A 25,489-nucleotide genomic window follows, 5' to 3' on the forward strand; every position below is an offset into this window, starting at 1 on the left:
CTGACACACCCCCGCCGTGCGCGGGCCGGTCCGGGCGCCGGGCCCCTCCACCTGCCCCGCCGGCTCGGGGGTGGGGTGGCGGCCGGCCGCCACGCACCCCGCGGGTCGGTCCACGACCGCTAGGAACCGATCAGCGGATAGTGGTCGGACAGGTTGGTGTACGTGTACTGCTTGCCCCAGCTGGAGACCGTCCAGGGTGCGCTCTGCTCCTTGACCACCTCGTTGTGCCAGCTCGCGGGGCGGGCGTGGCCCTTGCGGTGCAGGACGTAGTCCAGGTCCTCGCGCGGGTCGTCCGGGTAGCGCTCGGCGGCGATGGAGTTGTCCTGGGTGTCGAAGGAGTACGGGTGGCCGGTGCGGCCGTCGGCGGGCGCGAAGCCGCCATCGGCGAGCATGGAGGCGTACTCGTCGCTGTGCGAGTCGACGTTGAAGTCGCCCGCCACGAGGACCTGTTCGCCCGCCGGGATGTTCTTGGCGTCCAGGAAGGCGTCCATCTCCTTGAACTGGGTGGCACGGGTCGCGGCCGCCTCGCCGGAGCCGCAGCCCGGGTCGGTGGACTGGGTGTGGGTGCCGACGACGTGCACCTTCGTGCCGTTGACGTCCAACTGGGCATAGACGAAGCCCTTGTTGGAGTAGGAGTCGGAGCCGCAGGCCTCCTTGTAGACGTACTGCTCCTTGCGCACAATCGGCCACTTGCTCAGGACCGTGACCCCGCCGTCCTCCGGGGACGCCGAGGAGTACGCGCCGCCGGTGGCGTCCCAGCCGTCCTTGCTCCGGCCCATGACCGGGGTCTGGTGCGGATAGCGGTCCGCGGCGTTGGCCATCAGCGCGGCGGACGAGGAGTTGTCGAAGGCCTCCTGGAGGACGACCACGTCCTTGCCCTGGAAGAAGTCCGCGGCCGGGATGGCCTTGGCGCGGTGGTCCTGGCCCCAGTTCGGGTAGAGGTTCTTGCTGAAGAGAAACGCGTTGTACGAGAGCACCTTGAGTGCGGGAGTGTCGACAGAGGCGGCAGGCGCGTCGGCGGTCGCGGACGGGGCGACGGCGGCGAGCGTGGCCGCGGCGAGCACCGTGGTGATCGCGGCGGCTTGAGTCCTGCGCAGCGCTGGGTGCGGCACTGAATCTCCTGGGAGTGGGGGGTTGTTGTGCGGATGCACGTGATGTGACTGATGGGGCGCCGCAATCCAATCAGCCGTGATTACTTCTGGGGATACTTCACGTGAACAAAGAACTCGCGGCGGGAGCGTGACGTTTTTGTGTGTCCCGCCAAGACTGAAACGCGCGGCCCCGGTGGCAGCGGGGCAACGTCCCGCCGGCCCCCGGGGGATCAGAGATCGGCGAGCGTGCTCTCCACCGTGTCGAGCAGCGCCTGCCGGTCGTCCTGGACGCGGGCGATGACGCGAAGGCCGTAGTACGTGCTCTGCACGCGGCGCGCGACGGCCACCGCGTCGGCCGTGGAGCGGAGCTCGCCCGTGCGCCGACCGGTCGTCACGACCGTGCGCAGCTCCTCCTCGACCCGGTCGAAGTTGCGCCGGACCGCGTCCTTGACCTCCGGGTCGAGCCCGCCGATCTCGACGGCCGCGTTGATCGCGAAGCAGCCGCGCCCGTCCGCCTCGTCGAGATCGGCGTCCACGGCGTGGACCATCATGTCCCGCAGCCGCTGCTTCGCCGTTCCTTCGCCCCGCAGGATCTCGATCTGCTCGGCCGTGCTGGTCTCGTAGTAACGCTGCAGGGCGCGCAGATAGAGCTGACGCTTGCCGCCGAAGGTGTTGTAGAGGCTGGAGGGGCCGAGCCCGGTGCTGTCGCACAGCGCGCGCGTCGACGTGCCTTCGTAGCCATGACGCCAGAACGTCTCCATGGCCGCGGTGACGACGCGGTCCTCGTCGAACTCTCGTGGCCTGGCCATGCCCCCCACAGTACGGGTTTTGGAACATGCGTACAAAATGTCGGTGACGAAGACCGTGAGATTCCGGCGGAGGCGTACCAGTCGGGGGCGGCGGTGGCGCGGGGGCGCGCCCCGGTGGATTCGTCGTGCGACTTCGTCATGCGGCCACTCGCGTACGTTCCCGGGGCTCCGTCTGGGCGTCCCGCCCCGCCCGCTGGAGCCGCGCCGCCCAGAGCGCGGCCACCGCTCCGGCCGTGGCGAGCGCGGCGCCGACCCAGGCGACGGAGGCGTAGCCGAGCCCGGCGTCGATCGTCAGACCCCCGAGGAGCGGGGCCAGGGTGTTGCCGACGTTGAACGCGGCCGTATTGGTGGCGCCGACCAGCGTCGGGGCGGCCGGGGCGAGGGTGAACACGCGTGACTGGAGCGCCGGATTGGTCACGTATCCGACCAGGCCGAGCAGGAAGACCAGTGCGATCACGACGACGGTGGAGCGAGCCGTGAGCGCGAGCAGCGCGGAGAAGAGGGCGAGCGCGCCGAGCCCCAGGCCGAGGGTCCGCAGAGGGTGCGATTCCGCCGTGCGTCCGCCGATGACCAGGCCCACCATCCCGCCGGCGCCGAACAGGGCGAGGACCGCGGGCACCCACCCCTCGGACACTCCGCTCACCTCGGTCAGCAGGGGCGCGAGATAGCTGAAGGTGACGATGACCGCGCCGAAGGTGAAGGCCGTGACGGCGTACGAGAGCCAGAGCTGGGGCCGCGCCATGCCGCGCAGCTCGGCCTTCACCGACGTACGCCCGGCTTCGGCCCGGCCGCCGGGGACGACGAGCAGCGTGCACACGAGGCTCACCAGGGTGGCCGCGGCGACCGCCCAGAACGCGGCGCGCCAGCTGGAGTACTGGCTCAGGACGGTGCCCGCCGGTACGCCGACGACCGTGGCCAGTGTGAGCCCGCCCGCCACGACGGCAACCGCCTTCCCCTTGGCCGCCGGCGGCACGAGGGCGACCGCGGTGGCCACGGCCACGCCCCAGTACCCCGCGTAGGCGAGGGCGCTGACCACGCGTGTGACGAAGAGGACCCCGTAGCCGGGGGCGAGCGCGCCGATCACGTGGGCGGCGACGAAGGCCGCCTGGAGCCAGACGAGGGCGGTCCGCCGGGGCCAGCTCAGGGTGGCCACCGCGAGCAGCGGGGCGCCGACGACCATGCCGATCGCGAAGGCCGAGATCAGCAGCCCCGCGTCCGGGATCGACACACCCAGGTCGGCGGCCATGCCCGGCAGGAGGCCGGACAGCATGAACTCCGAGGTTCCTTGGGTGAAGATGCCGAGCCCAACTATGTACACCGCAGGTGGCATTGATGCCTCTCATGATCGCGACTACCTTTTGGAGCGCTCGCTCCAAAACGGACGGTCAGGACGCTAGCACATTCTGAATCGATCGCTTCAGAAGTGGGTATCAGTTATGGGTGGGCCCCCTGGAACCAGTCAGGAATCAGACCTGGCCGCGCACTCCCGGATGCACCCGCCGCCGCACCGGCACGGCACCATCGCCGTCGGCCACGAACAGCTCGGGGTGGCGGGCCTGGATCGTGCCGATGTCGTCGAACACGCCCTGGAGGTGACCGCGCAGCGCCGCCACGGCCGCCGCGTCGTCCCGGTTCTCCAGCGCGTCGACCACCGAGGCGTGCTCCTCGATGAGCGTCTCCACCCGGTGCGGCAGCGGCAGGCTGAGCCGGCGGGCGCGGTCGAGGTGGGCCTTGGCCGTGGTCACGGTGCGCCAGAGCGTGCGATGCCCGCTGGCCTCCATCAGGCGGCGGTGGAAGGCCTCGTCCTGCCCGAAGAACGTGTCCGCGTCGCCCGCCGCACAGGCCTGGCGCTGGAGATCGAGGATCGCGCGCAGGTCGGCGATGTCCTGCGCGTCGGAGCGCTTGACCGCCTCGTGCAGCGCGGCCAACTCGATGGCCTCGCGCACGAACTGAGCCTCCATCACCGCGGGGACGCTGATGCGGGAGACGAACGTGCCCAGCTTCGGGAAGACCTCGACCAGGGCCTCCTCGCCGAGCAGGATCAGCGCCTCGCGCACCGGAGTGCGGCTCACCTGGAGCTCGTTGGCCAGTTCGTTCTCCGAGAGCGGGCTGCCCGGGGGCAGTTCGAGCGAGGTGATCTGGCCGCGCAGGATCCCGTGCACGCGCGTGCGGACCGATTCACGGACGGGCGGTGCGACGCCGTCCCGGGACGGCGATGCGGCGCTTTCCCGGGACGGCGGTGCGGCGTCTTCCCGGACCCGCGGTGCGGCGTCTTCCCGGACCCGCGGTGCGGCGCTTTCGGGCGTGGGCGAGGCGGCGCTGCGGGGCTGTGACGGTCGGCGATCCATGGGGTCAGCTTCTCACCCGCGTCTGGAATTCACTACCATACAAGCCTTGTATGGTAGCTCCGTCGCAGGTAGAAAGGGTGCTGCTCCGGGAGCCGCCCGAGCCGCCCCTGCCCGTCCCTCGTACAAAGGAGTCCGATGACGACGACGCCGGCCACCCCGGGCCTCCAGAAGAAATCCGCAGCCGGAACACCCCAGGAACCGACGGACGACCCCGGCGATGACACCGCGCCGCCCCGCCCGCGCGGCCGGGGGAAGAACGTCCGCTGGGGCATCGTGGCGCTCTGCTTCGGAGGCCTCGCGGTCAACTACCTGGACCGCTCGACGCTGAGCGTGGCGCTGCCCGCCATGTCCAAGGACCTGGACATAGGCCCGGAGATCCAGGGCTTCGTCCTCAGCGCCTTCTTCATCACGTACGCGATCTGCCAGCTGCCCGCGGGCGCCGCCCTGGACAAGTTCGGCGTCAAGCGGGTCTTCGCCATCGGGGCGATCTGGTGGTCCCTCGCCACCGTCGCCATGGGTCTCGTACGCGGAGTCGGCACCCTGATCGGCGCGCGGATGCTGCTCGGGGCCGGTGAGGCCGCCGGGTATCCGGCGCCCGCCAAGGCGGTGTCCCGCTGGTTCCCGCGGCGCGAGCGCACGCTGGCCAACAGCGTCTGGGACAACGGTGCGCGCGTGGGCACGGCCATCGCGCTGCCGCTGGTCACGGCGATCGTCTCCGCCTTCCACTGGCGGGCCGCGTTCATCGTCTGCGGTCTGCTCGGCTTCGTCTGGATCGTCGCCTGGCTGCGCTGGTACCACGAGCCGGAGGACCACCCGAAGCTGACGACGGAGGAACGGGCCTACATCGAGGGCGGGGGCGCGCGCTTCGAGCCGGAGGAATCGGGCGACGCGGCGGAGCAGACGGACGGCGGGGCCAAGTCGCTGCGCTGGCGGGACCTGTTCCGCTACCGCACCGTCTGGGGCATGATGCTGGGCTTCTTCTGCCTCAACTACGTCATCTACTTCTTCATCACCTGGTTCCCCAGCTACCTCGTGGACGAGCGCGGCTTCGACCTCCTGAGCCTCGGCTTCTTCGGCACCATCCCCGGCCTCGTCGCCATCGTCGGCAGCCTGACCGGCGGCTGGACGGCCGACCGGCTGCTCCGCAAGGGCTGGTCCACCACCAAGGTCCGCAAGACCTGCCTGATCTCCGGCACGCTCTGCTCCTCGGTCATCGCCCTCACGGTCGTGGTGCCGACGGCGGCGGGCGCCCTCGCCCTCCTCTCGGTCAGCTACGCCTCACTGACGTTCGCCACGGTGAGCGTCGCCTCGCTGCCCGCCGATGTGGCGCCGACGCCGGGGCACGTCGCCTCGCTGGCCGGCATCCAGAACTTCGCGTCGAACGTCGCGGGCGCGCTCGGTCCGATCGTGACGGGATTCCTGCTGGCCGCCTCCGGGGGCTCGTACGTGGTGCCGCTGCTCGTGTCCGGTGCGCTCTCCGTGGTCGGCGCGCTGACGTACGCGTTCGTGATCCAGCGGGTGGAGCCGCTGCCGATCCGCTGACGCGCCCTCCCGCCGACCGACCGCCCCGCAAGAGAACTCCCGCAAGAGAACTCGTGAATCCGCGCATCCGCACATCCGCGAGAGAAAAGGACGCCTCGTGACCGAGGAGACGAAGAGCCTGCGAGCAGCGATGCCGCACGGGCCCGGGACGCACCGTGCAGCGGTCCTGCACGGGCCGAAGGACCTGCGCGTCGAGGAGCGCCCGGTGCCCGTGCCAGGGCCCGGCGAGGTCCTCGTCCGCATCGCCGCCGTCGGCCTGTGCGGATCGGATCTGCACTACTACGCGCACGGCGAGAACGGCCCGAACGTGCTCCGTGCCCCGACCGTCCTCGGCCACGAGCCGAGCGGTGTCGTCGTGGCCGCGGGACCCGGCGCCGGACACCACGAGCCCGGCACCCCCGTCGCCGTCGAACCCGCCCACCCCTGCGGCCGGTGCGCGCTGTGCCGGGCCGGGCGCTACAACCTCTGCCCGCGCGGGACGTGCTTCGGCTCACCGCCCACCGACGGCGCCCTGACCGAGTACCTCGTCGCCCCGGAGGGCTTCGTGCACCCGCTGCCCGCCTCCATGGACGTACGCCACGGCGCGCTGATCGAGCCGCTGGCCGTCGCCGTGCACGCCGTACGCCGGTCGGGGATCGCACCCGGCGACCGGGTCCTCGTCACCGGCGCGGGGCCCATCGGGCTGCTCGTCCTGCAAGTGGCCCTGGCCTCGGGCGCCGCTTCGGTGACGGTCTCCGACGTGGCCGGTGCCAGGCTGCGCCACGCCGCCGAACTGGGCGCCGGGACCGTCGGCGCGGCGGAGCTGACCCCCGAGCCGGCCAGGGCCACCGCCCTCGCCGACCCGGACGGCTTCGACGTCGCGCTCGACTGCTCCGGCAACGGCGGCGCCCTCGTCGGTGCGATCCGGGCCCTTCGCCCCGGCGGCACCGCGGTCGTCGTCGGCAATCCGTCGGCGCCGGTGACGGAGCTGCCGCTCGCCTGGATGCAGCGCCAGGAGATGTCCCTCGTCACCGCCTTCCGGTACGCGGGTGACTTCCCGGCGGCGATCGCGCTCGCGGGGACGGGGCGGATCCGGCTCGAACCGCTGGTGACGGCGTCGTTCCCGCTCGACCGGGCGGACGCGGCGCTGACGGCAGCGCTCACGGACCGCTCGCAGCTGAAGGTGCTCGTCGAACCCGGGCTCGCGACGGCCTCCGGAGCGCTTTCCGGAACCCGGCAGGAGGGGCAGGATCGTGGCTGACCTCGCCGCTCCGGGCAACGCCCTGCCCCGCCTGGCCCGCAGCCGCCTGCCCGTACCCGGGATCAGGCGTCCGCCGCGTGCCCCCGAGGCAGGCATCGTCCACCTCGGGCTCGGCAACTTCCACCGCGCGCACCAGGCCGTGTACACCGCCGACGCGCTGCGGCACACCGAGGGCCCGTGGGGGATCCGGGGTGTGGCCACCGGACGGGGCCGGAGCGGGGCGCATCCCGTGATCGAGGGCATGTCCCAACAGGACGATCTCTACACGGTGCTGACGCTGAGCCAGGGCAGTGGACCTGCCGCCCAGGTGCCGGGCGTCCACCACCGCGGCCTTGTCGCCGCGCACCAGACGCCCGAAGTCGTCGCGGCCATCGGCTCCGACGCCACGCGCATCGTCTCGCTGACCGTCACGGAGAAGGGCTACTCCCTCACGGCTGAAGGCAGTTCGCTCGACCTCGACGATCCGGCGGTCCGCGCGGACCTCTCCGGGCGGGGCGATCCGATGACCGCGATCGGGCTCCTGGTCCGCGGCCTGCAGCACCGGCTGCGCGGCCACGCTGGACCGGTCACCCTGCTGAGCTGCGACAACCTCATGGACAACGGCGGGCGCCTGCGTGCGCTGCTCGACACGTTCATCGAGGCTCTGCCCATGCCCGAACGCCACGACCTCCAGGCCTACTTGGCCGCATCGGCGTCCACACCGAGCACCATGGTGGACCGCATCGTGCCCGCGACGACGGACGAGCACCGCGCGCTGGCGGCCCGCTGCTTCGGCGTGCGCGACACCGTGCCGGTGGTCGCGGAGCCGTACCGCCTGTGGGTCCTGGAGGACGACTTCCGGGCGTCGCGTCCCGCGTGGGAGGAGGCCGGTGCCGTCTTCACGGCGGATGTGGCCCCGTACGAACTGATGAAGCTGCGCCTGCTCAACGGCGCCCATTCGCTCCTCGCCTACTTCGGGCTGCTGCGCGGCCTGGCACGGATGGATCAGGCGGTGGCCGACGAGCCGGTGGGCGCGGCCGTGCGCGCCGCGATGACCGACGAGATCCTTCCCACCTTGACCCTGCCGGAAGGCGTCAACGGCCGTGCGTACGTGGAGGAGTTGCTGCAGCGCTTCGCGAATCCCGCCCTGGGGCACCGCACCGCACAGGTCGGTTCCGACGGCTCGTTGAAGATCCCGGTGCGCTGGGCGAGCGCCGTCGAGGAGAACCTCGCGGCGGGGCGCGTCCCACCGGTCCTCGCGCTCGGGGTCGCGGCGTACATCAGGGTGGTGACCGGCGGCCCCGACGCGTACGACGAGGCGGCGCTCGGCGCGGTTGCCGACCCGGCGACCGCGCGGCTGCGACAGCTCGCGGCGCGTGCGGGTGGCCCGGCGGAGGCGGCGCGGATCCTGATCGAGTCGGGTGGCCTTCTGCCCGAACAGGTCACCGGGCACGCGGAGTTCACCTCGCTCGTCGCCGAGTACGCGACGGCGCTGGGCTCGCCGCGCGGCATCGACGCGGCACTGAGAGAAGTGCTGCGTACCGCCCGCTGACCCCCTCCGCCCTTCTCCCCCCTCCCGCACGTCCTTCACTTCCCCCGATCGAAAGGGAGTCCAGGCATGGCCACCATCGTCGCCGCCGAGGTCTTCGTCACCTGCCCCGGCCGCAACTACGTCACCCTGAAGCTCACCACGTCCGACGGTGTGACCGGCATCGGCGACGCCACCCTCAACGGCCGTGAACTGTCCGTGGCCTCCTACCTGAGCGACCACGTGTGCCCCGTCCTCATAGGGCAGGACGCGGACCGCATCGAGCACATCTGGCAGTACCTGTACAAGGGCGCCTACTGGCGGCGCGGTCCCGTCACGATGACCGCGATCGCCGCCGTCGACGTCGCGCTGTGGGACATCAAGGGCAAGGTGGCCGGGCTCCCCGTCTACCAGCTCCTGGGCGGCGCGGCACGCGACGGCGTCACCGTCTACGGCCACGCGAGCGGCGACACCGTCCCCCAACTCCTTGACGACGTACAGCGGTTCCTCGACCGCGGATTCCGTGCGGTGCGCGCCCAGGCCGCGGTGCCGGGCCTGGAGCGGGTCTACGGCATGCGCAAGGGCGACGGCGTCACCTATGAGCCCGCCGACGGCGCGCTGCCCTCCGAGGAGGACTGGGACACCGGCGCCTACCTGGACTTCGTCCCCACCTACATGGCCGCGGTCCGCGAGCGGTTCGGCTATGGCTTCCAGCTCCTGCACGACGCGCACCACCGTCTCTCCCCGATCGAGGCGGGCCGGCTCGGCAAGTCCCTCGAGCCGTACCGCATGTTCTGGATCGAGGACCCGACCCCGGCCGAGGACCAGGAGGCCTTCCGCCTGATCCGGCAGCACACCACGACGCCTCTGGCCGTCGGCGAGATCTTCAACTCCGTCTGGGACTGCCAGTATCTGATCACCAACCGGCTCATCGACTACATCCGTACGTCGGTCTCGCACGCGGGCGGCATCAGCCATCTGCGCAAGATCTTCTCGCTGGCCGAGCTGTACGGGGTGCGCACGGGCTCGCACGGCGCGGGCGACCTCTCCCCCGCGTCCTTCGCCGCCGCGCTCCACGTCGACCTGTCCGTGCCCAACTTCGGCATGCAGGAGTACATGGAGCACCTGCCGGGGTACGAGGAGGTCTTCACGACGTCCTGGCGGTTCGAGGACGGCTTGATGCACCCGGGTGAACAGCCGGGCATCGGCGTCGAGTTCGACGAGAAGGCGGCGGCGCGCTTCCCGTACGAACGCAAGTACCTGCCGGTGAACCGGCTGCGGGACGGGTCCGTGCACGACTGGTGAGCGGCACCCTCACGCCGGTCGAGAGTTCCGGTGCCGCCTGCCGCGCAGGCGTCGTCCGCGGCCGGGGCGTTGTCAGTGGTGGGTGTCATGGTGAACGCCATGAACCCGCTTGCCCAGGCCTCCGCGAATCCCCTGACCCTGACCGGCCTCCACGCGGCACTGCGCGCCGCGTGGTCAGCCGACACCTGCTCCCCCGACGACGTCGCCCGCGCCCCGTGGACCACCGACAACCCCGCCTGGGGGCACTGCGACATCACCGCGCTCGTCGTGCACGACCTGTTCGGCGGCCAGTTGCTCGTCGGCGAGGTGTGGTCGGCCGACGGCGAGCAGCAGGGGCATCACTGGTGGAACCGCCTCCCGAGCGGGGTCGAACTGGACCTGACCCGGGAGCAGTTCATGCTGGGCCAGCGGATCACGGCCCCGCGCGCCGTGGAACGACCGCCGGGGCGGCTGCCGCGCCGCCATGCGGAGTACGAACTGCTGCGGCAGCGGTTCGCCGATGCGGCGTCGCTCGCGCTGCCGGGGGCCGGGGCGATGGTCGGCGCGGGGTGACCCTGCGGGCGTGCCTCATCCGGCCGGGCGGCGGCTGGACTCCCTCGCCTCGATGTGTGCCGTCGAACGCCGGTGCACCGCGGGCGGTGTCTCCGGCTCGCGGATGAGGCGGTCGACCAGGGCGGCCACATCGGCGGGCGGGGGGAGTTCGATGCGTACGCTGGTCAGCGTCGGCCGCAGCAGCCTGCCGAGCAGCAGGTCGTCGGCGCCGACCACGGCGACATCTCCGGGGATGTCGATCCCGGAGTCCTGGAGGGCCCGCATCAGGAGCATCGCGTACTCGTCGTTGTAGGCGAACACCGCATCCAGGCCCAAGTCGCGCCACCGGGCGGCCAGTTCGGCCGCCGACTCCTCGGTGTAAGCCAGCCCGACCGGCTCCACTCGCGCGCCGGGACACGTGGCCGCCACGGCCCGAACACCCTTGAGGCGCGGCTCGCTGAACAGGCCGAGGCCGTGCTCGACCGGGACGACGACGCCGATGTCGCGCCGCCCGCCCGCGAGGAGGTGGGCGGCGGCCACGGCGCCGACCTCCTCCTGGTCCATGGCGATGCCGTGCGCGCCGGGCGCCGGGGGCGGCCCGTAGGAGACGACGGCGGAAGTGCCCGAGCGCTTCAGGATCTCCACGGAGGCCTCGTCGAGCGGTGCGCCGATCATGGCGATGACGGCGGCGGGCCTCAGCTCCGCCCAGGCGCGGACAGCGGCCTGCGGAGTGTCCCCCGCGCTCGCGCCGTGCAGGACTCCGGTGTGTCCGTACGCCTGCAACTCCGCCTGGAACGCGGCGATGAAGCCCGTGAACAGGGGCCCGAAGGCGGGCACCGTGTCGGCGGGCACGGCGATCAGGACGAGCCCGCTGCTGCCGGACCGCAGGGACCGCGCGGCGGCGTGCGGAACGTATCCGAGCTCCTCGGCGGCCTCACGGACCTTCTCCTGCGTGGCGGGGCTGACGCGTCCCGCGGCCAGGCCGTTCAGGACGTAGCTGACGGTCGCGCGCGAGACTCCGGCGTACCGGGCGACGGAGGTGCTGGTCGGGGGCACGGGTCCGGCGCCCTCGCGCTCTGTACCGGCGCCCTCGCGCCCTGAGCTGTCGTTCATCCTGCTGCGCATCCTTTCCCGCCGCGGCTCTGGTGCGGGCATGAGACGAGTGCTAGAAAGTGCACTTACACGTGTCAAGTTACACGTGTCACGAACCGTTCGGTCATCGCGACCGACCTTCTGAGGAGGAGGGCAACGTGGCCCTTTCCGCTCACCAGGACCACACGCCCCCGGAGGACCGGACTCCGCCGGACGCCGCCACCCGGGCCCCGCGCGGCCTCATGCCCCTCCTGGCCTTGGCCAACACCGCGATGTACACGCTCTACGTCGGCGTGGGCAGCGTGCTGCTGCCGCTTCAGATCGAGCACATCGACAAAGCCGACAAGGTCGCCATGCTCGGCCTCGTCAGCGGTGTCAGCGCCGTCTTCGCCACCGTCTTCAACCCCATGGCGGGCGCACTCTCCGACCGCAGCGGCCGCCGAAATCCCTGGATACTCGGCGGCGGCGTCGCGGCCGTCGGCGCGATGGCGCTGCTCGGCGGGGTCCGGACGGTACTGCTCGTGACGATCGCCTGGTGTCTGGGCCAGGCCGTGATGAACGTCTTCCAGGCCGCGCTCACCTCGGTCGTCCCCGACCGCGTACCGCTCGCCTCCCGCGGCAAGGCGTCCGCTGCCGTCGGCATCGGACTGCCGATCGGCGCGACCCTGGGCGCACTGATCGGCTCGGCGTTCGCCGACCACCTCAGGACCGGATATCTGGTGCTCGGCCTGTTCGTCGCGCTCTCGGCGGCTCTGTTCACCGCCTTGGCACGCGAGAAACCGAAGCGGACGGCGCACACGCACGGGCCGGCCCCGGTGAAGAACCAGTTCGCCGCGTTCCTCGGCGCCCTGCGCCACCACGACTTCCGCTGGGCGTTCATCGGGCGCGCGCTGCTGGTGCTGGGCTACTTCTGCGTCTTCGGCTACCAGCTCTACATCCTCCAGGACCACATAGACCTGCCGTCCGGCATCGAGCCCGAGGACGCCGTCGCCATCATCGCGCCCGTGAACGCGGTCGCGATGGCCGTGTCCACCGTCGTCGGCGGCGTGCTCTCCGACCGGATGGACCGGCGCAAGCTGTTCGTCGCCGCATCCGCCGCGATCTCCGCGGTCGCCCTCGTCATCCCGGCCGTCTCGCCGACCTGGACCGCGATGATCGTCTTCGCTGCTCTCAACGGCCTGGGCTTCGGCTGCTTCATGGCCGTCGACAACGCGCTGGTGTCCATGATCCTGCCGAGCGCCGACGACGCCGCCCGCGATCTGGGCGTCCTGAACATGGCGCAGGCGGGCCCGCAGATCCTGGCCCCCTTCGTCGCGTCCGTCATCGTCTCGCTCTGCGGGGGCAGTGACGGCGGCGGCTACACGGCCCTGTTCGTCACGGGCGCCGCCCTGTCCGTCCTCGGCGCGCTGGCGGTCCGCCCGATCCGCGGAGTGCGCTGAGGAATCGGCGGCAGGGGTGAGGTGGTTCACGTACAACAGTCCACGCACAGCGTGCACCCACGCCTGTCCACGCACGCCAGTCCACGCACAACTGCGCGCGGGCACGCACAAGTTCACGTACGAGAAGCAAGAAAGCAGGCCATCACGATGAAGCTGCACACCCGCGAATGGGGCAGCGGCGACCGCGTCGCCCTCCTGGTCCACGGCATCATGTCGGACCACCGCACCTGGCGCCGTGTGGGTCCGGCCCTCGCCGACAAGGGCTACCGGGTGATCGGCGTCGACCTGCGGGGGCACGGTGCGAGCGGGCGCGGCGCGTACAGCGCTGAGCTCTTCGCGGACGACCTGGTCGAGACGCTGCCGAGCGGGGCCGAGCTCGCGATCGGGCACTCGCTGGGCGGCCTGACGCTCGCTCTCGCGGCGGAGCGGCTGGCCCCGGCACGGGCCGTCTACTCCGACCCGGCGTGGGTGCTCGGCGCGGCCGGGTCGGTGGACCCGGCGGTGTTCGTCGAGTTCCGGAACGCGACCCGGACGGCGATCGCGACCTTGAACCCGCGCTGGGAGGAGGCCGACATCGACATCGAGGTCGCCACGCTGGCCGCCTGGGACCCGGACACCGCACTCGGCCTCTCCGGCCCGAACGCCCTCGACCGCACACCCGCAACGCCGACGGTCCCGTCCCTGGTACAGGTCGCGGACCCCAGTTTCCTCATCTCCGATGAACTGAAGGGGGAGTTGGAGCGACGCGGATTCGAGGTACGGACGGTCAAGGGCGCCGGACACACCATTCACCGCGACGACTTCGATGCGTTCATGGGGTCGCTGGACGGGTGGGTCTAGAGAGCCGGTCGAGCGGCCGGGGGAACCGGTCGAGCGGAGCGTGGGCCGTCTTGCCCGCACTGTTCGCTACTTCGGCGGCGACACCAAGGACCACTCACCGAGGGGGTTCCGCCGTGCCTCATGTCGGCTGCCTCGCCCGATGCCCGGCGAGTCAGTCGGCGGGCACTCCGGGTGGCGTACGCCCGTGAGCGCGCCGACGGCCCCGTGGAGCGCACCAACGACCCTGCGGAGCTGACAGCGGTTCCGCCGTCCGGGGCAGTGCGGCTTACTCTTCGTCCTTTCATCCTTTTTGTGCCGATATGTTCGCCAGATGATCACCCCCACACGAAGACTCACCACCGCCTCCACCCTGACCGTCCTCACCCTCACCCTCAGCGCGCTCGCCTCTCTCACCGCCTGCGGCACAGGCCCCGCGCCGGGCAGCCGCGACCAGGCCGCACGCCCCTCGGCAAGTGCTCCGCCCCGCCCGCCGACCCTCGCCCCCGGCCCCGCCGGCCTCACCCCCGTCTTCAAGAACGCTCCCCGCACCCCGGCGTCCGCCGCCCCCACCGTCGCCCTCACCTTCGACGCCGACATGACCGCCGACCAGGGGCCCCGCGCCGCGGCCGGTGAGCGGTTCGACAATCCGGCGCTCGTGGCGACGCTGCGCAGGCTGAAGGTTCCGGCGACGTTCTTCATGACCGGGCGGTGGGCCGAGGAGTACCCGGCGCAGGCCAAGGGCATCGGGCGGGACCCGCTCTTCGAGGTCGCCAACCACTCGTACAGCCATTACGCCTTCACCGGCCGCTGCTACGGCCTGCCGACCGTCCCCGCCTCCCGTATGCGCGCCGACATGGAGCGCGCCTTCGCCGCCTTCCGCAAGGCGGGCGTCGAGCATCAGGTGCCCTACTTCCGCTTCCCCGGCGGCTGTTACGACAAGCGGGCGCTGCGCGCGCTGGCTCCGGGCGGTGTCACGGCCGTTCAGTGGGACGTGGTGAGCGGCGACGCCTTCGCGACGGACGCCGACGCGGTGGCCCGGCAGGTGCTCGACGGGGTGCGGCCCGGCTCCGTCGTCGTCATGCACTGCACCCGCAGCGCGGCTCCCACGACGGAGCGCGCCCTGCGGACGATCGTCCCGAAGCTGCGCGAGCGCGGCTTCCGGTTCGTCCGGGTGTCGGAGCAGATCCGGGCGGCCGGGGAGGGAAGGGCAGCCAAAGCAGGTAGGGCGACTGAAGGGCGAGAGGCGACCGGTACGCGCGGATAGTCTGGGCCGCATGGACGACACCGCCGAGGGCCCGTTCGCCGAGTGCGTGCTGTGCCGCGAGCCCACCGAGTACCCGGAGACGCACAAGGGCGTGACGCTGTGCCCCGTGTGCGAGTGGCACGAGGCGCAGCGCACGGCCTGCTCGGGCTGAGCCGACTCCGCCCTCCTCCAGGCACTCAGCCCCTGCGCGAAGCCGTCCCGCAGGCCGCCCCCACCGCCGCCACCGCAAGCACCGCCGCTCCCGCGACCGGCAGCAGCGGCACCGGCACCATCCCGTCACGCGACCCCGTGACGAGTGCGGTCATGACCGCCTTCGCGGGGGAACCCGTGGTCACCAGGGCGAGCAGCGAGGCGAGCAGCATCACCGGGATCGCCCGCCCCGGCGAGCGCATCAGGGGCCGACTGGTGACGGCGCCGACGGCGGTGCCCGTCAGTGCGCTCACCAGCATCGCGAGCAGCCCCGCACCGCTCGCCGCGAGCCGGTTCACGGCCGTCCGGTGATCGGTGCTCGCCGGGTCGCTGATCACGGCCACGACGAGGGTGGCGACGGCACCGAGCAGGGCCGTCGCGAGGAACGCGGAGAGCAGACAGGCCAGTTGCGCCCGCCAGGGACCGGCAGCAGCGGCCGCACAACTGCGGGCCGCGGGCGGCTCGTTGGTGGCGCAGATCCGCACGAGCCAGGCGGCGACGGGCAGCAGCGCGGCGGCCGCGTACGCGAGGGAGTCGAGGATCGGCTGCCCGCTCTGTACGCCGACGGCGAGGAACGCGGCGTACAGGATGACGGGGGCGAGCCAGCGCTGGGAGCGCAGGAGGAGTGCGGACTGGTAGTGGAGCAGGGCGTTCATCGGTCGCGCACCTCGCTCGTGCTCGCACTCGTGCTCGTACTCGTACTCGTACTGGTACTCGTGCTCGTCGTCGGCGCGGACGCGGGAGCTGCGGACACGGCGGGCGTGGCGGACACCGACACCACGTGCCACGGCGGACGCGCCGTCAGCAGCGCGCGCAGCGCGACATCCGAGTGCGTCGCCGCCACCGTCAGCCGCAGCACCCCCTCAGGCGAGTGCCCGGTGACGGCACCCGGCACGGAGGGCGGCTCGGCGCCCGGAGGCCCCTGCGCCTCGATCACGACCGAAGGGCCATCCGAAGGGCTGTCCGAAGCGCCGCCCTCCGGTGAAGTGCCTTCCGGCGTACGGAGGTTCACCGCCGAGCCGACCACCGCGTACGCCGCGTCGACCGTCCCCGCGAGCCGCCGCGGGTCGTGGTCCACGAAGACCACGGCGCCGCCGTCCGCGACCCGTTCGGCCACGGCCCGGTCGAGTTCGTCGCGGGCCGCGGCGTCCAGGCCCGTCCACGCCTCGTCGAGGACGAGAAGCTCGGGTCCCGCGAGGAGCGCCTGGGCCACGGCGACCTTCTGGCTGCTGCCCTTGGACAGTTCCGACAGGGGCGTACGCGCGTAACTCCCGGCCCCGAAGCGCTCGAGCCACTCCTCCGCCGCCCGCGCGGCCACCCCCTTCGCCAGGCCGTGGATGCGACCCAGGTGCGTGAGGTACCCGGCGGCCGTGAACGGCAGCGCCGCCGGGAAGCGTTCGGGGACGTACGCCGTGCGCGGCCGTCCGACGACGCGGCCCTCGGTCGGGGCGTCGATCCCGGCGAGCAGCCTCAGCAGGGTCGACTTGCCGGTGCCGTTCGCGCCCTCGATCCGCACCAGCGTGCCCGCGCGTACGCCGAAGCCGACACCGCGCAGGATCCACGGCCCGCCCATGGCATAGCGCCGCCCCACCCCGTCGAGCCGCAGCGCGGCCCCCGCAAGATCACTGTCCATGCGGCCATCCTCGCGCAGGGGTCCGGTGGCGGGGCAAGAGGCAAAGCCCCTGACCGGCCCGATCTTCCGCCTGGCAGACTGGACGCGTGAGCAGCGACCAGTCCGCCGGGAACCCCCAGCCGCAGGACATCCAAGACCCCCAGGACAGCCCGTTCCGCGTGGAGCGGACGACACGCGACGAGGCACCGCAGTTCGTGCTGCCGCTGGTGGCGCGCATCGAGCGCGCCGAGCCTCCGCACCGTACGGACGCCCTGGAGACCGCGGCCCGAGCGGTGCTCGTGATGCTCGACGACGAGCGGTCCCTGGGGGACGGCGAGTGGGCCCAGGCCATGCGGGACTGGCAGGACGCCCGGATCCGCAAGGTGGTGCGGCGGGCCCGCGGCGCCGAGTGGCGGCGGGCCGAGGCGCTCCCCGGCATCACCGTCACGGGCAAGTCGGCGGAGGTCCGCGTCTTCCCGCCGGTGCCGCTGGACGGCTGGCCCAAGGACCTGGCGCGGCTCCAGGTCTCCGGCACGGACCTGGACGACCCGGAGCCGGTGCCGCCGGCGGACGCGACCGCGCCGGTCCTGTGGATGAACCCCGATGTCGACATGTCGGCCGGCAAGGCGATGGCGCAGGCGGGGCACGGCGCCCAACTGGCCTGGTGGGAGCTGTCGGACGAGGAGCGCGCGGCCTGGCGCGACGCCGGATTCGCGCTCTCCGTCCGCACCCCGGACGCCTCACTCTGGCGCGAACTCGTGGCGAGCGGCCTGCCGGTGGTGCGGGACGCGGGCTTCACGGAGATCGCGCCCGGTTCCTGCACGGTGGTCGCCGACCACCCGGCCTTGCGCTGAGCCTGCCGCCCCAGCCCGCGGCGAGCGCCTGCCGCCCCACCCCGCGCTCAGGTACTGATGGTGGCCACGGGTTCGAGGCCGTACGTACGGGCGTAGCCGTTCTCGGCGCCGACGAGGAGGTCGACGACCTCGAAGTAGCGGTCCCAGAACGGGGTTTCGCGCAAGGCGTCGATGAGGAGCTGGTAGGCCTCGTGGTCGTCGGCCTCCCAGACCCAGACGTCGGTGACGCGGGTGGAGTAGAACTCCGTGTCGTAGAAGCGTGACCGGACTCCGGTGGTCTTGGCCTTGATCGCGGGGATCACCTGGGTGGTGAAGGCGTTCACCCGTTCCTGCGGGGTCATGGCGAGCCACTCGGGCTGGGTCTTGATGAGCATGAACGCGGTGACCGGCGGTGCGGTTGTCTCAGTGGTCATGACGAGTGCCTCCGTAGTGTGTTCAGTTCCGGGTGTTCGGTTCCGCGCGTTCAGGAGATGACGGCGGGCCTGAGGGTCTTCGCGCACCACTCCTCAAAGGTGGTGGCGGGGGATGCCGCGCCCGGAACGCGAGCCACGCCCGCGTCGAGGCCCTCGTTCTTGGCCCGCTTCATGTCGACGACGCCCTGGACGAACGCCTCGTTGAGGCCGTAGCCGAGAAGAGTGGCGCGCAGCTCGTCGAGCGGCTGGCGTTCGTAGCGGACGGGTCGGCCGAGCTGCTCGGTCATGATGCGGGCCAGGTCGTCGGGGGAGAGGTCCTGCGGCCCGAGCACCGGGACGCTGTCGCTGCCGGTCCACGAGCGGTCGAGGAGCAGGCCCGCGGCGACGGCCGCGATGTCGGCGACGGAGACGAGGGGAGCCCTGCGGTCGGCGTCGACGGCGTCGGTGAAGACGCCCTTCTCGCGGATCGATCCGGCCTCCTCCAGGAGGTTCTCGAAGAAGGACGGGTTGGCCAGGGCCCGGTACGCGACGCCGGTGCCTGCGATGAGGTCGTCCAGGGCGAGCGAAGCGGTGACGAGTCCCGCGCTGTCGGCGACCGGGGTGCCGCGGCCGAGCGCCGAGACGCCGACGACGTGGCCGACGCCGTGCGCGGCGAGGGCCTTCACGGCGGGGCCCGTGAAGCCGGAGTAGGCGTCCTCGGGGGTCAGGGAGGCGTCCGGCGGGACGAGCCAGAACACGGCGTCCGCGCCCTCGAAGGCCCGGTCGACTACCGCGGCGTCGCCGTGCGAGCCGGTGATCACCTCGGCGCGTTCGCGCACCGCGTCGGGAAGCCGTGCGGGGTCGCGCACGATCACGCGCAGTTCCTCGTCGCGGGCGGGGGCGGACTCCAGGAGCAGGGGCAGCAGGTGGCGGCCGATGTTCCCGGTGGGAGCAGTGATGACGATCATGAAAACCTCGTGGGTCGTGCCGGATCGGTACGTCCCTCATCCTGCGGAGGCCGGGGATATTGCCACAATGGGAACTTCAGCACGCAATCATTGCCTGAAATGGAATTACCCACATGACCTGCGGTCCAGAGCCTGTAGTCGACGCCAATCTCGCCGTCGCGCTGGACGCCCTGCTCACCGAGCAGAGCGTCACCCGCGCCGCCGCACGCCTGCGCACGTCCCCCGCCGCCATGAGCCGCACACTCGCCCGCCTCCGGCGCGTCCTCCAGGACCCGCTCCTGGTCCGGGCCGGCCAGACCATGGTCCCCACCCCGCGCGCCGAGGCCCTGCGCGAGGAGGTCGCCGCGGTGGTGCACCGCCTCGGGGCGCTGCTCGCCCCCGGCACCGGCGTCGACCCCGCCGACCTGCGACGGACCTTCACCCTCCAGGCGGCCGACCTGGTCGGCGCGGCACTGGCTCCCGGGCTGCTCGAGCTGGCCGGGCAGGAGGCGCCGGGGGTCTCCCTGCGGGTCAGGGCCGAGGAGCTGGAAGCCGGTCCCGCCCTGCGCGAGGGCCGGATCGACCTGGAGGTCGGGTCCATCGACCACATCGACCCCGAGACCCGGGTCGAGGAGCTGGTCACCCTCCGGATGGCGGCGGCTGTCCGGCCCGGCCACCCCCTCACCGACGGGCCCTTGACCCCGGCCCTGCTCGCCGCAGCCGAGCACGTCGTGGTGAGCCGCCGCGGCCGGTTCACCGGCCCCCTGGACGCCGCACTGGCCGAGCAGAACCTTCGGCGGCGGGTCGCCGTCGTCCTGCCCAGCCACCTGGCCGCGATGACCCTCGCCGCCCGCAGCGATGTCGTCTGCCTCGTCCCCACAGCGCTCCCCGGCGCCACCCCCTCTCCCCTGACCGACCCGGCCACCGCCCTCGGCCTGCGCGTCCTCGACATCCCCGTACCCCTGCCGCTCCTGACCATCGGCATGGCATGGCACCCCCGCCACGCGGCCGACGCGGGACACCACTGGCTCCGCGACGCCGTACGCCGGACACTTCGCGCACCCGGAGGCCCGGCCGCCTGACTCTTCGCGCACCCCGGAGGCCCGGCCGCCTGACCACCACTGCCGTCTGGCCATCCCTGCTCGACGCCCCCGAGCACCGCATATTCTGTGGTCGCATGTGGTCGCACCCGGTTCCCGCACCGTGGCCGCCGACCACCCCGCCCCCGCGCCGAGGAGACCGAGATGGGCACCAGAGCCGACGGCACGGTCGACACCAAGCTCGACGGCCGCGTCGAGCGCGGCAACCAGACCCGGCGTCTGGTCCTGCGCCGCACGGTCGACATCGCCTCGGTCGAGGGCCTGGACGCGCTGTCGGTCGGGCGGATCGCCACCGAGCTGAAACTCAGCAAGAGCGGGGTCTTCGCGCTCTTCGGCTCCAAGGAGGAGCTACAGCTCGCGACCGTCCGCGCGGCGGGACGCATCTTCCTGGACAACGTGGTGGACCCGGCCCACCAGTCACCGCCCGGCCTCGGCCGCGTGTGGCAGCTGTGCGCGCGCTGGCTCGACTACTCGGAGCAGCGGATCTTCCCCGGCGGCTGCTTCTTCTACGGGGTGATCGCCGAGTTCGACGCCCGCGAGGGGGCCGTGCACGACGCGCTGGTCCGCGCCAACCGCGACTGGACCGGCCAGGTGGAGCGCTGCCTCACCGAGGCCCGCGACACCGGCGAACTGCACCCGGACACCGATGTCCCCCAGCTCGCCTTCGAGTTCATCGCCCTCATGGAGACGGCGAACGCGCACTCGGTCCTGCACGACGAACCGGACGCCTACCGCAGGGCGGCCGTCGCCATCACGGCCCGGCTGCGCGCTGCGGCGACGGACCCTTCGCTGGCACCTCGACTCCCCTGACCGTCCGGCCGGTTCGGCGGTGGAACCGACTTCGGCAAACAAGTAGCACGACCGTTCGTTTAGATTTATGCTCGCCGCATGCTTCCATCGATTCTGCGTGCGCCATGGCAAGCGGGCCCCGAAGCGTCCACGCCGGGCCCGGTCCTGGTGAGCGTCACGGAGTTCACCGCCGACCGTCACGACCGGGGCCTCCCGATCGCCCTGTCGGGGCTGCGGCTGCGCCGGAGCTGGCCGAGGACTCCCGGCGCGGTCGGCATGTGGCTCTGGCTCGACCCGTGGCGCAAGCGCTCGGGTTCCGTCTCGGTCTGGACCGACGAGCGATCGCTGTACGGGTTCGTCGGGCGCCCCGACCATCTGCGGATCGTCCGCGCGTACCGGAACCGGGGCACGGCACGCGCCACCACCTGGACGGCGGACCGGCTCGACCCCGATGCCTCCTGGACCGCCGCGCACGCCTTGATCCGCGACCCGACTCCCTGGCCGGACAAGGCCGTTCACACCTCGGATCACACCTCGGAAGGACCGTGAGGACCCCATGACCGACCTCATCGCACTCGACCGCACCGCCGTCCAGGAATCGCTCCGCGTCCTGCGCGCCGCCCGCGACGGCGACTGGGAACGGCCCTCGCCCTGCGCCGGCTGGACGCTGCGCGACCTCGTGGCGCACATGACCGCGCAGCACCACGGATTCGCGGCGGCGGCACGCGGCTCGGGCGCCGACCGTACGTACTGGATCGAGCAGGATCCCGGACGCGACCCGTTCAAGGTCTACGACGAGTCGGTGCGTCATGTCCTTGCCGCGTTCGCCGAAGAGGGCGTCGTGGAGCGGGGGTTCACCCTTCCCGAGATCGGCGGGACCTTCACGGGGCGGATCGCCGTCGGCTTCCACTTCCTGGACTACATGGTGCACTCCTGGGACGTGGCGACGACCCTGGACGTCGCCATCGACCTCCCCCTGCCGGTTGTCGAGGCCGCACTCGACATCGCCCGCCGGGTGCCGAAGGACCCCGAACGCCGGGGCCCCGGGGCCGCGTTCGCACCGGCCCTGCCCACGCCGGAGGACGCGTCCCCGCTGGAGGAGATGCTGGCTCTCCTGGGACGGGAGCCCGCGTTCTCACACCGGTGAGGCGAAGCGTTGAACATCACGCACGCCTCTTCCGTATCTCCCGGTACCAGGAAGTAGCTTGCCTCCACGGCAGGTTCACGGGCAGGGAGGCACGGCACATTGCGGCGCATCAACGGCACGGCTCTGATCATCGCGGCACTCGTGGTCACACTGGGCGCACTGGCGTTCCCCATGTGGTCCTACGCCGACCGTTCGGGCACGGGGCCCGCCAACCTGGCCGCCGGGTCGGTGGCCACACAGTGGGGTCCGCTCTCGGCGGCCGACCGCGATCTGCTGGTGAAGGTGCGGCTCGCGGGACTGTGGGAGCTGCCCGCGGGCCAGCAGGCCGTCGAACGCGCGCCGACCGAGGCGATCAAGGAGGCGGGTGACCACCTGATCGTCGGCCACACGGACCTCGACAAGCGGGCCCGTTCGGTCGCGGCGCAGCTCGGCGTCGAGCTGCCGAACCAGCCCACCGCCCAACAGCAGGGCTGGCTCCAGGAGTTGACCGAGGCCAGCGGCGAGACGTACCAGCGGAAGTTCGTGAATCTGCTGCGCGCCGCGCACGGCAAGGTGTTCAGCGTGATCGCGCAGATCCGGGACAGCACCCGCAACACGCTGATACGGCAGCTCGCAAGCGACTCCAACCAGACGGTCCTCGACCACATCACGATGCTGGAGGCGACCGGACTCGTCGATTTCGACGACATTGCGAACGGCGGCGCCGCCACCGCCACGACCAGCCCCACCGGGCCTCCGCCGCCCTCCGGCGTCGCTCCCCCGGAGCCGCCTCCCGCCGGGCCGACGGGCGATGTGTCCACGACGTCACGGCCTTCACCGGCCCCGCCCGGAGAGGTCAACACGGACCGGCCGGAACCTCAAATGTAGCTCTGAACGTCCCTCCTCAGGGGTTCGGCGGCGTGTGCGGGGGCCATGACCCCTGCACACGTTCACAAGACACGGGCACGACGCGGGGTCTTGGCGGAGGAGGGGGAACATGAAACATCTGGGGACCGGAATCGGGTGGCGTCCGGAGATCGCGGACGCCGTGGAGAAGATGCCCGGCATCGACTGGGTCGAGGCCGTCGCGGAGAACCTGTGCCCGGGGCACATCCCCGACTCCCTCCTGCGGCTGCGCGAGCGCGGCGTCACGGTGGTGCCGCACGGCGTCTCGCTCGGCCTCGGCGGCGCCGACCGCCCCGACGAGACCCGCCTCGCGGCGCTCGCCGAGCGCGCTCAGGCCCTCGGCTCCCCGCTCGTCACGGAGCACATCGCGTTCGTACGCGCCGGGGGCCCGCTGACCGCTTCGCAGCCGCTGGAGGCGGGCCATCTGCTCCCGGTGCCGCGCACCCGCGACGCCCTCGACGTGCTGTGCGAGAACGTACGCATCGCACAGGACGCCCTGCCGGTGCCGCTCGCGGTGGAGAACATCGCGGCGCTGATCTCCTGGCCCGGCGAGGAGATGACGGAGGGGCAGTTCCTGTACGAGCTCGTCGAGCGCACGGGCGTACGCCTCCTCATCGATGTCGCCAACCTCCACACGAACCACGTCAACCGCGGCGAGGACCCGGCCAAGGCCCTGGACGAGCTGCCCGTCGAGGCCATCGCGTACGTCCATGTCGCGGGCGGCTTCGAGCGGGACGGCGTCTGGCACGACAGCCACGCCCACCCGGTCCCCGAGCCGGTCCTCGCGATCCTGGCGGACCTGGCGTCACGGGTGACCCCGCCGGGCGTCCTCCTGGAGCGGGACGAGAACTTCCCCGCGCCGCAGGAGCTCGAGCGGGAGCTGGACGCGATACGGGAGACGGTGCGGACCCGGGCGCCGGCCTCCGGTGAGTGCGCGACCGGCACGGCACCGGCCGCGCGTCCCGCGGACGTCCCGGCCTCCACCCGCCAGCGTCTCGCCCTCGCCCAGACCGCGCTTCTCTCCGCGCTCGTCGCGGGGACGCCCGCGCCCGAGGGGTTCGACCGGGCCCGGCTTGCCGTGCAGAGCCGGGCGCTGACCGGCAAGCGGGCGGATGTCGTGGCGAAGGTGGCGCCCGAGCTGCCGGAGATTCTCGGCAAGACCTATCGCGCCGAGTTCTCCGCCTATGCCCAGGCACGGCCGATGTCCGGCGGGTACCGCCGTGACGCACTGGACTTCGCCGAGCGGCTGCTGCTCGCCGGGCAGCCCGAGGACGCGCGGACGCGCGGCGAGCTGACCCAGTGGTGGCTGGAGCGGTCCGGGCCCGCGCCGCTGGACGCGCGGCCGGTGACGCGGTGGCTGCGGGCGGCGCGGTTCGCGCTGCGACGGGGATAGACAGCTGTATACGGGGGATAGGGAAATACCGTGGAAGTTCTGACGATCTGTTACTTCGTGCTGGTCATGGCCTCGTCGACGGTGCTCGCCGTCGGCCTGTCCACGGCGCTGCACGCCGATGTCCGGCAGCCCGACGCCCAGCACCAAGCCGTGTTCGACCCCCTGGAGGCCGCGTTCCTCGCGGGCGGGCCCGGCAGGGTCACCGATGCCGTGATCACGGCCATGCACGAGGACGGCCGACTGGCCATCGCCGGACCCGGCATCGTCGGCATCCAGCGGTCCGAAGCCCGCAACCCGGTGGAGGGCGCCCTGCTCCAGGTGCACGCCGCCGCGCCGAGCGGCGCCCTGCACTGGCTGCGGATCGGCGTGATGCGCAGCCCCGCCGTGCAGGCACTGGGCGACGCGCTGGCCTGGCGCGGCCTGATGGTACGACCCGAGGCCCTGGCCCGCTGGCGGGTCAAGTCGAGGCTGCACAACGTCGTGACCTTCGCGGGGTTCTTCGTCGTCTGCATCCTCGGCTTCGCGGGCGCCGGCGACGGGCCGTCGGGCGGCTCCGTGACCGGCCCGATGGTCCTGCTGTTCGTCGGGGTCTTCATCGGGGGCCTCACGGGCTCGCTCTGCGCCAAGTCCGCCGACAGCCGGGTCAGCACCGCGGGACGGACCGCGCTCGACCAGTACCGCGCCGCCAACGCCCATGCGTACGACGCGATGAACCGAGTGGCCATCGGCGGCCTGAACGGCGTGCTCGACCCCGAGCTGCTGGCACAGCTGACCGCCGCGTACGGGATCCGGCCCAGGCGTCCGGCGGCCCCCCATCTGCTGTCGCATTCGAGCGGCTCGGGGTACGTGTGCTCGTCGAGCAGCCCCTCGTGGTGCGGCGGGGGCGGCGGCTCGGCCTGCGGGGGCGGCGGCTGCGGAAGTTCCGGCGGAGGCGGCGGGTCATCCTGCGGAAGCTCCGGCGGCGGAGGCGGGTCATCCTGCGGAAGTTCCGGCGGCGGAGGCGGGTCATCCTGCGGAAGTTCCGGCGGCGGAGGTGGGGGCGGCTGCGGGGGTGGCGGCGGAGGCGGAGGCGGCGGTTCCTGACCGCTCCGCCATGGGCACGGGCCCACCCGCACGCAATACCCCTCACCCGTACGGAAGTTGACGTAATCCGGGCGGTAACCCGCGGACGCCTCCCCGCCGCGCACTAACGTG

At 72.2% G+C, this 25,489-nt stretch carries 26 protein-coding genes; 17 read left to right on the forward strand and 9 right to left on the reverse strand.

Going from position 1 to position 25,489, the window contains the following annotated elements; all coding sequences use genetic code 11:
• Positions 1 to 119 precede the first annotated feature (119 nt).
• The 4 genes from sph to ABZ833_RS28095 form a co-directional block, all read right to left on the reverse strand.
• Positions 120 to 1,112 carry a sphingomyelin phosphodiesterase gene (gene sph / locus ABZ833_RS28080; protein ID WP_361051837.1) on the reverse strand — a complete coding sequence of 331 codons (993 nt, stop codon included), beginning with the start codon at positions 1,110 to 1,112 and terminating at the stop codon, positions 120 to 122.
• Positions 1,113 to 1,321: 209 nt separating this feature from the next.
• Positions 1,322 to 1,900 (reverse strand): TetR/AcrR family transcriptional regulator, encoded by a 579-nt coding sequence (locus ABZ833_RS28085; RefSeq protein ID WP_361051840.1) that lies wholly within the window; start codon positions 1,898 to 1,900, stop codon positions 1,322 to 1,324.
• A 136-nt stretch (positions 1,901 to 2,036) separates the two neighbouring features.
• Positions 2,037 to 3,230 carry a Cmx/CmrA family chloramphenicol efflux MFS transporter gene (locus tag ABZ833_RS28090; protein WP_361051843.1) on the reverse strand — a complete coding sequence of 398 codons (1,194 nt, stop codon included), beginning with the start codon at positions 3,228 to 3,230 and terminating at the stop codon, positions 2,037 to 2,039.
• Between the two features lie 136 nt (positions 3,231 to 3,366).
• Positions 3,367 to 4,248, reverse strand: a complete 882-nt coding sequence (locus ABZ833_RS28095; protein WP_361051846.1) for a GntR family transcriptional regulator — start codon at positions 4,246 to 4,248, stop codon at positions 3,367 to 3,369.
• 135 nt (positions 4,249 to 4,383) lie between these two features.
• Between ABZ833_RS28095 and ABZ833_RS28100 the strand changes: the two genes are divergently transcribed.
• The 5 genes from ABZ833_RS28100 (at position 4,384) to ABZ833_RS28120 (ending at position 10,394) form a co-directional block, all read left to right on the forward strand.
• Positions 4,384 to 5,790 (forward strand): MFS transporter, encoded by a 1,407-nt coding sequence (locus ABZ833_RS28100; RefSeq protein WP_361051849.1) that lies wholly within the window; start codon positions 4,384 to 4,386, stop codon positions 5,788 to 5,790.
• Positions 5,791 to 5,887: 97 nt separating this feature from the next.
• Positions 5,888 to 7,030 carry an NAD(P)-dependent alcohol dehydrogenase gene (locus ABZ833_RS28105; protein WP_361051852.1) on the forward strand — a complete coding sequence of 381 codons (1,143 nt, stop codon included), beginning with the start codon at positions 5,888 to 5,890 and terminating at the stop codon, positions 7,028 to 7,030.
• Positions 7,023 to 8,561, forward strand: a complete 1,539-nt coding sequence (locus tag ABZ833_RS28110; protein WP_361051855.1) for a mannitol dehydrogenase family protein — start codon at positions 7,023 to 7,025, stop codon at positions 8,559 to 8,561. The genes ABZ833_RS28105 and ABZ833_RS28110 overlap by 8 nt, the downstream gene beginning before the upstream one ends.
• A gap of 66 nt (positions 8,562 to 8,627) precedes the next feature.
• Positions 8,628 to 9,842 (forward strand): D-mannonate dehydratase ManD, encoded by a 1,215-nt coding sequence (manD, locus tag ABZ833_RS28115; RefSeq protein WP_361051858.1) that lies wholly within the window; start codon positions 8,628 to 8,630, stop codon positions 9,840 to 9,842.
• A gap of 99 nt (positions 9,843 to 9,941) precedes the next feature.
• Positions 9,942 to 10,394, forward strand: a complete 453-nt coding sequence (locus tag ABZ833_RS28120) for a hypothetical protein (protein ID WP_361051861.1) — start codon at positions 9,942 to 9,944, stop codon at positions 10,392 to 10,394.
• Positions 10,395 to 10,409: 15 nt separating this feature from the next.
• On the opposite strand, the gene ABZ833_RS28125 is transcribed toward ABZ833_RS28120, so the two are convergent.
• Positions 10,410 to 11,486, reverse strand: a complete 1,077-nt coding sequence (locus ABZ833_RS28125) for a LacI family DNA-binding transcriptional regulator (RefSeq protein WP_361051864.1) — start codon at positions 11,484 to 11,486, stop codon at positions 10,410 to 10,412.
• A gap of 137 nt (positions 11,487 to 11,623) precedes the next feature.
• Here ABZ833_RS28125 and ABZ833_RS28130 point away from each other — a divergent pair, with 137 nt between their 5' ends.
• The 4 genes from ABZ833_RS28130 (at position 11,624) to ABZ833_RS28145 (ending at position 15,138) form a co-directional block, all read left to right on the forward strand.
• Positions 11,624 to 12,904 (forward strand): MFS transporter, encoded by a 1,281-nt coding sequence (locus tag ABZ833_RS28130; protein ID WP_361051867.1) that lies wholly within the window; start codon positions 11,624 to 11,626, stop codon positions 12,902 to 12,904.
• Positions 12,905 to 13,051: 147 nt separating this feature from the next.
• Positions 13,052 to 13,744: an alpha/beta hydrolase gene (locus ABZ833_RS28135; RefSeq protein WP_361051870.1), complete on the forward strand. Its 693-nt coding sequence runs from the start codon at positions 13,052 to 13,054 to the stop codon at positions 13,742 to 13,744.
• A 310-nt stretch (positions 13,745 to 14,054) separates the two neighbouring features.
• Entirely contained in the window at positions 14,055 to 14,987 is a 933-nt protein-coding gene (locus tag ABZ833_RS28140) for a polysaccharide deacetylase family protein (RefSeq protein ID WP_361051873.1), read from the forward strand.
• A 10-nt stretch (positions 14,988 to 14,997) separates the two neighbouring features.
• On the forward strand, positions 14,998 to 15,138 hold the full coding sequence (locus ABZ833_RS28145) for a hypothetical protein (protein ID WP_249587119.1): 141 nt from the start codon (positions 14,998 to 15,000) through the stop codon (positions 15,136 to 15,138).
• A 25-nt stretch (positions 15,139 to 15,163) separates the two neighbouring features.
• Here the strand turns inward: ABZ833_RS28145 and ABZ833_RS28150 are convergent, their stop codons facing one another.
• Complete coding sequence (locus ABZ833_RS28150) at positions 15,164 to 15,832, reverse strand: ABC transporter (RefSeq protein ID WP_361051877.1); 669 nt, start codon at positions 15,830 to 15,832, stop codon at positions 15,164 to 15,166.
• The gene (locus tag ABZ833_RS28155) at positions 15,829 to 16,809 is read right to left on the reverse strand and encodes an ATP-binding cassette domain-containing protein (protein WP_361051880.1); all 981 of its coding nucleotides are present in this window, start codon (positions 16,807 to 16,809) and stop codon (positions 15,829 to 15,831) included. Before ABZ833_RS28155 ends, ABZ833_RS28150 begins: the two co-directional genes overlap by 4 nt.
• An 86-nt stretch (positions 16,810 to 16,895) precedes the next feature.
• On the opposite strand from ABZ833_RS28155, the gene ABZ833_RS28160 reads away from it, so the two are divergent.
• Positions 16,896 to 17,642, forward strand: a complete 747-nt coding sequence (locus ABZ833_RS28160; protein WP_361051883.1) for an aminoacyl-tRNA hydrolase — start codon at positions 16,896 to 16,898, stop codon at positions 17,640 to 17,642.
• A gap of 47 nt (positions 17,643 to 17,689) precedes the next feature.
• Here the strand turns inward: ABZ833_RS28160 and ABZ833_RS28165 are convergent, their stop codons facing one another.
• Complete coding sequence (locus ABZ833_RS28165) at positions 17,690 to 18,055, reverse strand: darcynin family protein (RefSeq protein ID WP_249587122.1); 366 nt, start codon at positions 18,053 to 18,055, stop codon at positions 17,690 to 17,692.
• Between the two features lie 50 nt (positions 18,056 to 18,105).
• On the reverse strand, positions 18,106 to 19,002 hold the full coding sequence (locus ABZ833_RS28170) for an NAD(P)H-binding protein (RefSeq protein ID WP_361051888.1): 897 nt from the start codon (positions 19,000 to 19,002) through the stop codon (positions 18,106 to 18,108).
• 113 nt (positions 19,003 to 19,115) lie between these two features.
• On the opposite strand from ABZ833_RS28170, the gene ABZ833_RS28175 reads away from it, so the two are divergent.
• The 7 genes from ABZ833_RS28175 (at position 19,116) to ABZ833_RS28205 (ending at position 25,378) form a co-directional block, all read left to right on the forward strand.
• Positions 19,116 to 20,063: a LysR family transcriptional regulator gene (locus ABZ833_RS28175; protein WP_361051891.1), complete on the forward strand. Its 948-nt coding sequence runs from the start codon at positions 19,116 to 19,118 to the stop codon at positions 20,061 to 20,063.
• 162 nt (positions 20,064 to 20,225) lie between these two features.
• Entirely contained in the window at positions 20,226 to 20,891 is a 666-nt protein-coding gene (locus tag ABZ833_RS28180; RefSeq protein ID WP_361051894.1) for a TetR/AcrR family transcriptional regulator, read from the forward strand.
• Between the two features lie 78 nt (positions 20,892 to 20,969).
• On the forward strand, positions 20,970 to 21,419 hold the full coding sequence (locus ABZ833_RS28185; protein ID WP_361051897.1) for a hypothetical protein: 450 nt from the start codon (positions 20,970 to 20,972) through the stop codon (positions 21,417 to 21,419).
• 7 nt (positions 21,420 to 21,426) lie between these two features.
• Positions 21,427 to 22,017 carry a TIGR03086 family metal-binding protein gene (locus ABZ833_RS28190; RefSeq protein WP_361051899.1) on the forward strand — a complete coding sequence of 197 codons (591 nt, stop codon included), beginning with the start codon at positions 21,427 to 21,429 and terminating at the stop codon, positions 22,015 to 22,017.
• Positions 22,018 to 22,116: 99 nt separating this feature from the next.
• Positions 22,117 to 22,884 carry a DUF4142 domain-containing protein gene (locus tag ABZ833_RS28195; protein ID WP_361051902.1) on the forward strand — a complete coding sequence of 256 codons (768 nt, stop codon included), beginning with the start codon at positions 22,117 to 22,119 and terminating at the stop codon, positions 22,882 to 22,884.
• A 109-nt stretch (positions 22,885 to 22,993) separates the two neighbouring features.
• The gene (locus ABZ833_RS28200) at positions 22,994 to 24,295 is read left to right on the forward strand and encodes a DUF692 domain-containing protein (protein ID WP_361051905.1); all 1,302 of its coding nucleotides are present in this window, start codon (positions 22,994 to 22,996) and stop codon (positions 24,293 to 24,295) included.
• Between the two features lie 30 nt (positions 24,296 to 24,325).
• Entirely contained in the window at positions 24,326 to 25,378 is a 1,053-nt protein-coding gene (locus ABZ833_RS28205; RefSeq protein WP_361051908.1) for a TIGR04222 domain-containing membrane protein, read from the forward strand.
• Positions 25,379 to 25,489: the final 111 nt, after the last annotated feature.

Source organism: Streptomyces sp. NPDC047525, from assembly GCF_040643025.1.
GTDB lineage: Bacteria > Actinomycetota > Actinomycetes > Streptomycetales > Streptomycetaceae > Streptomyces > Streptomyces durmitorensis.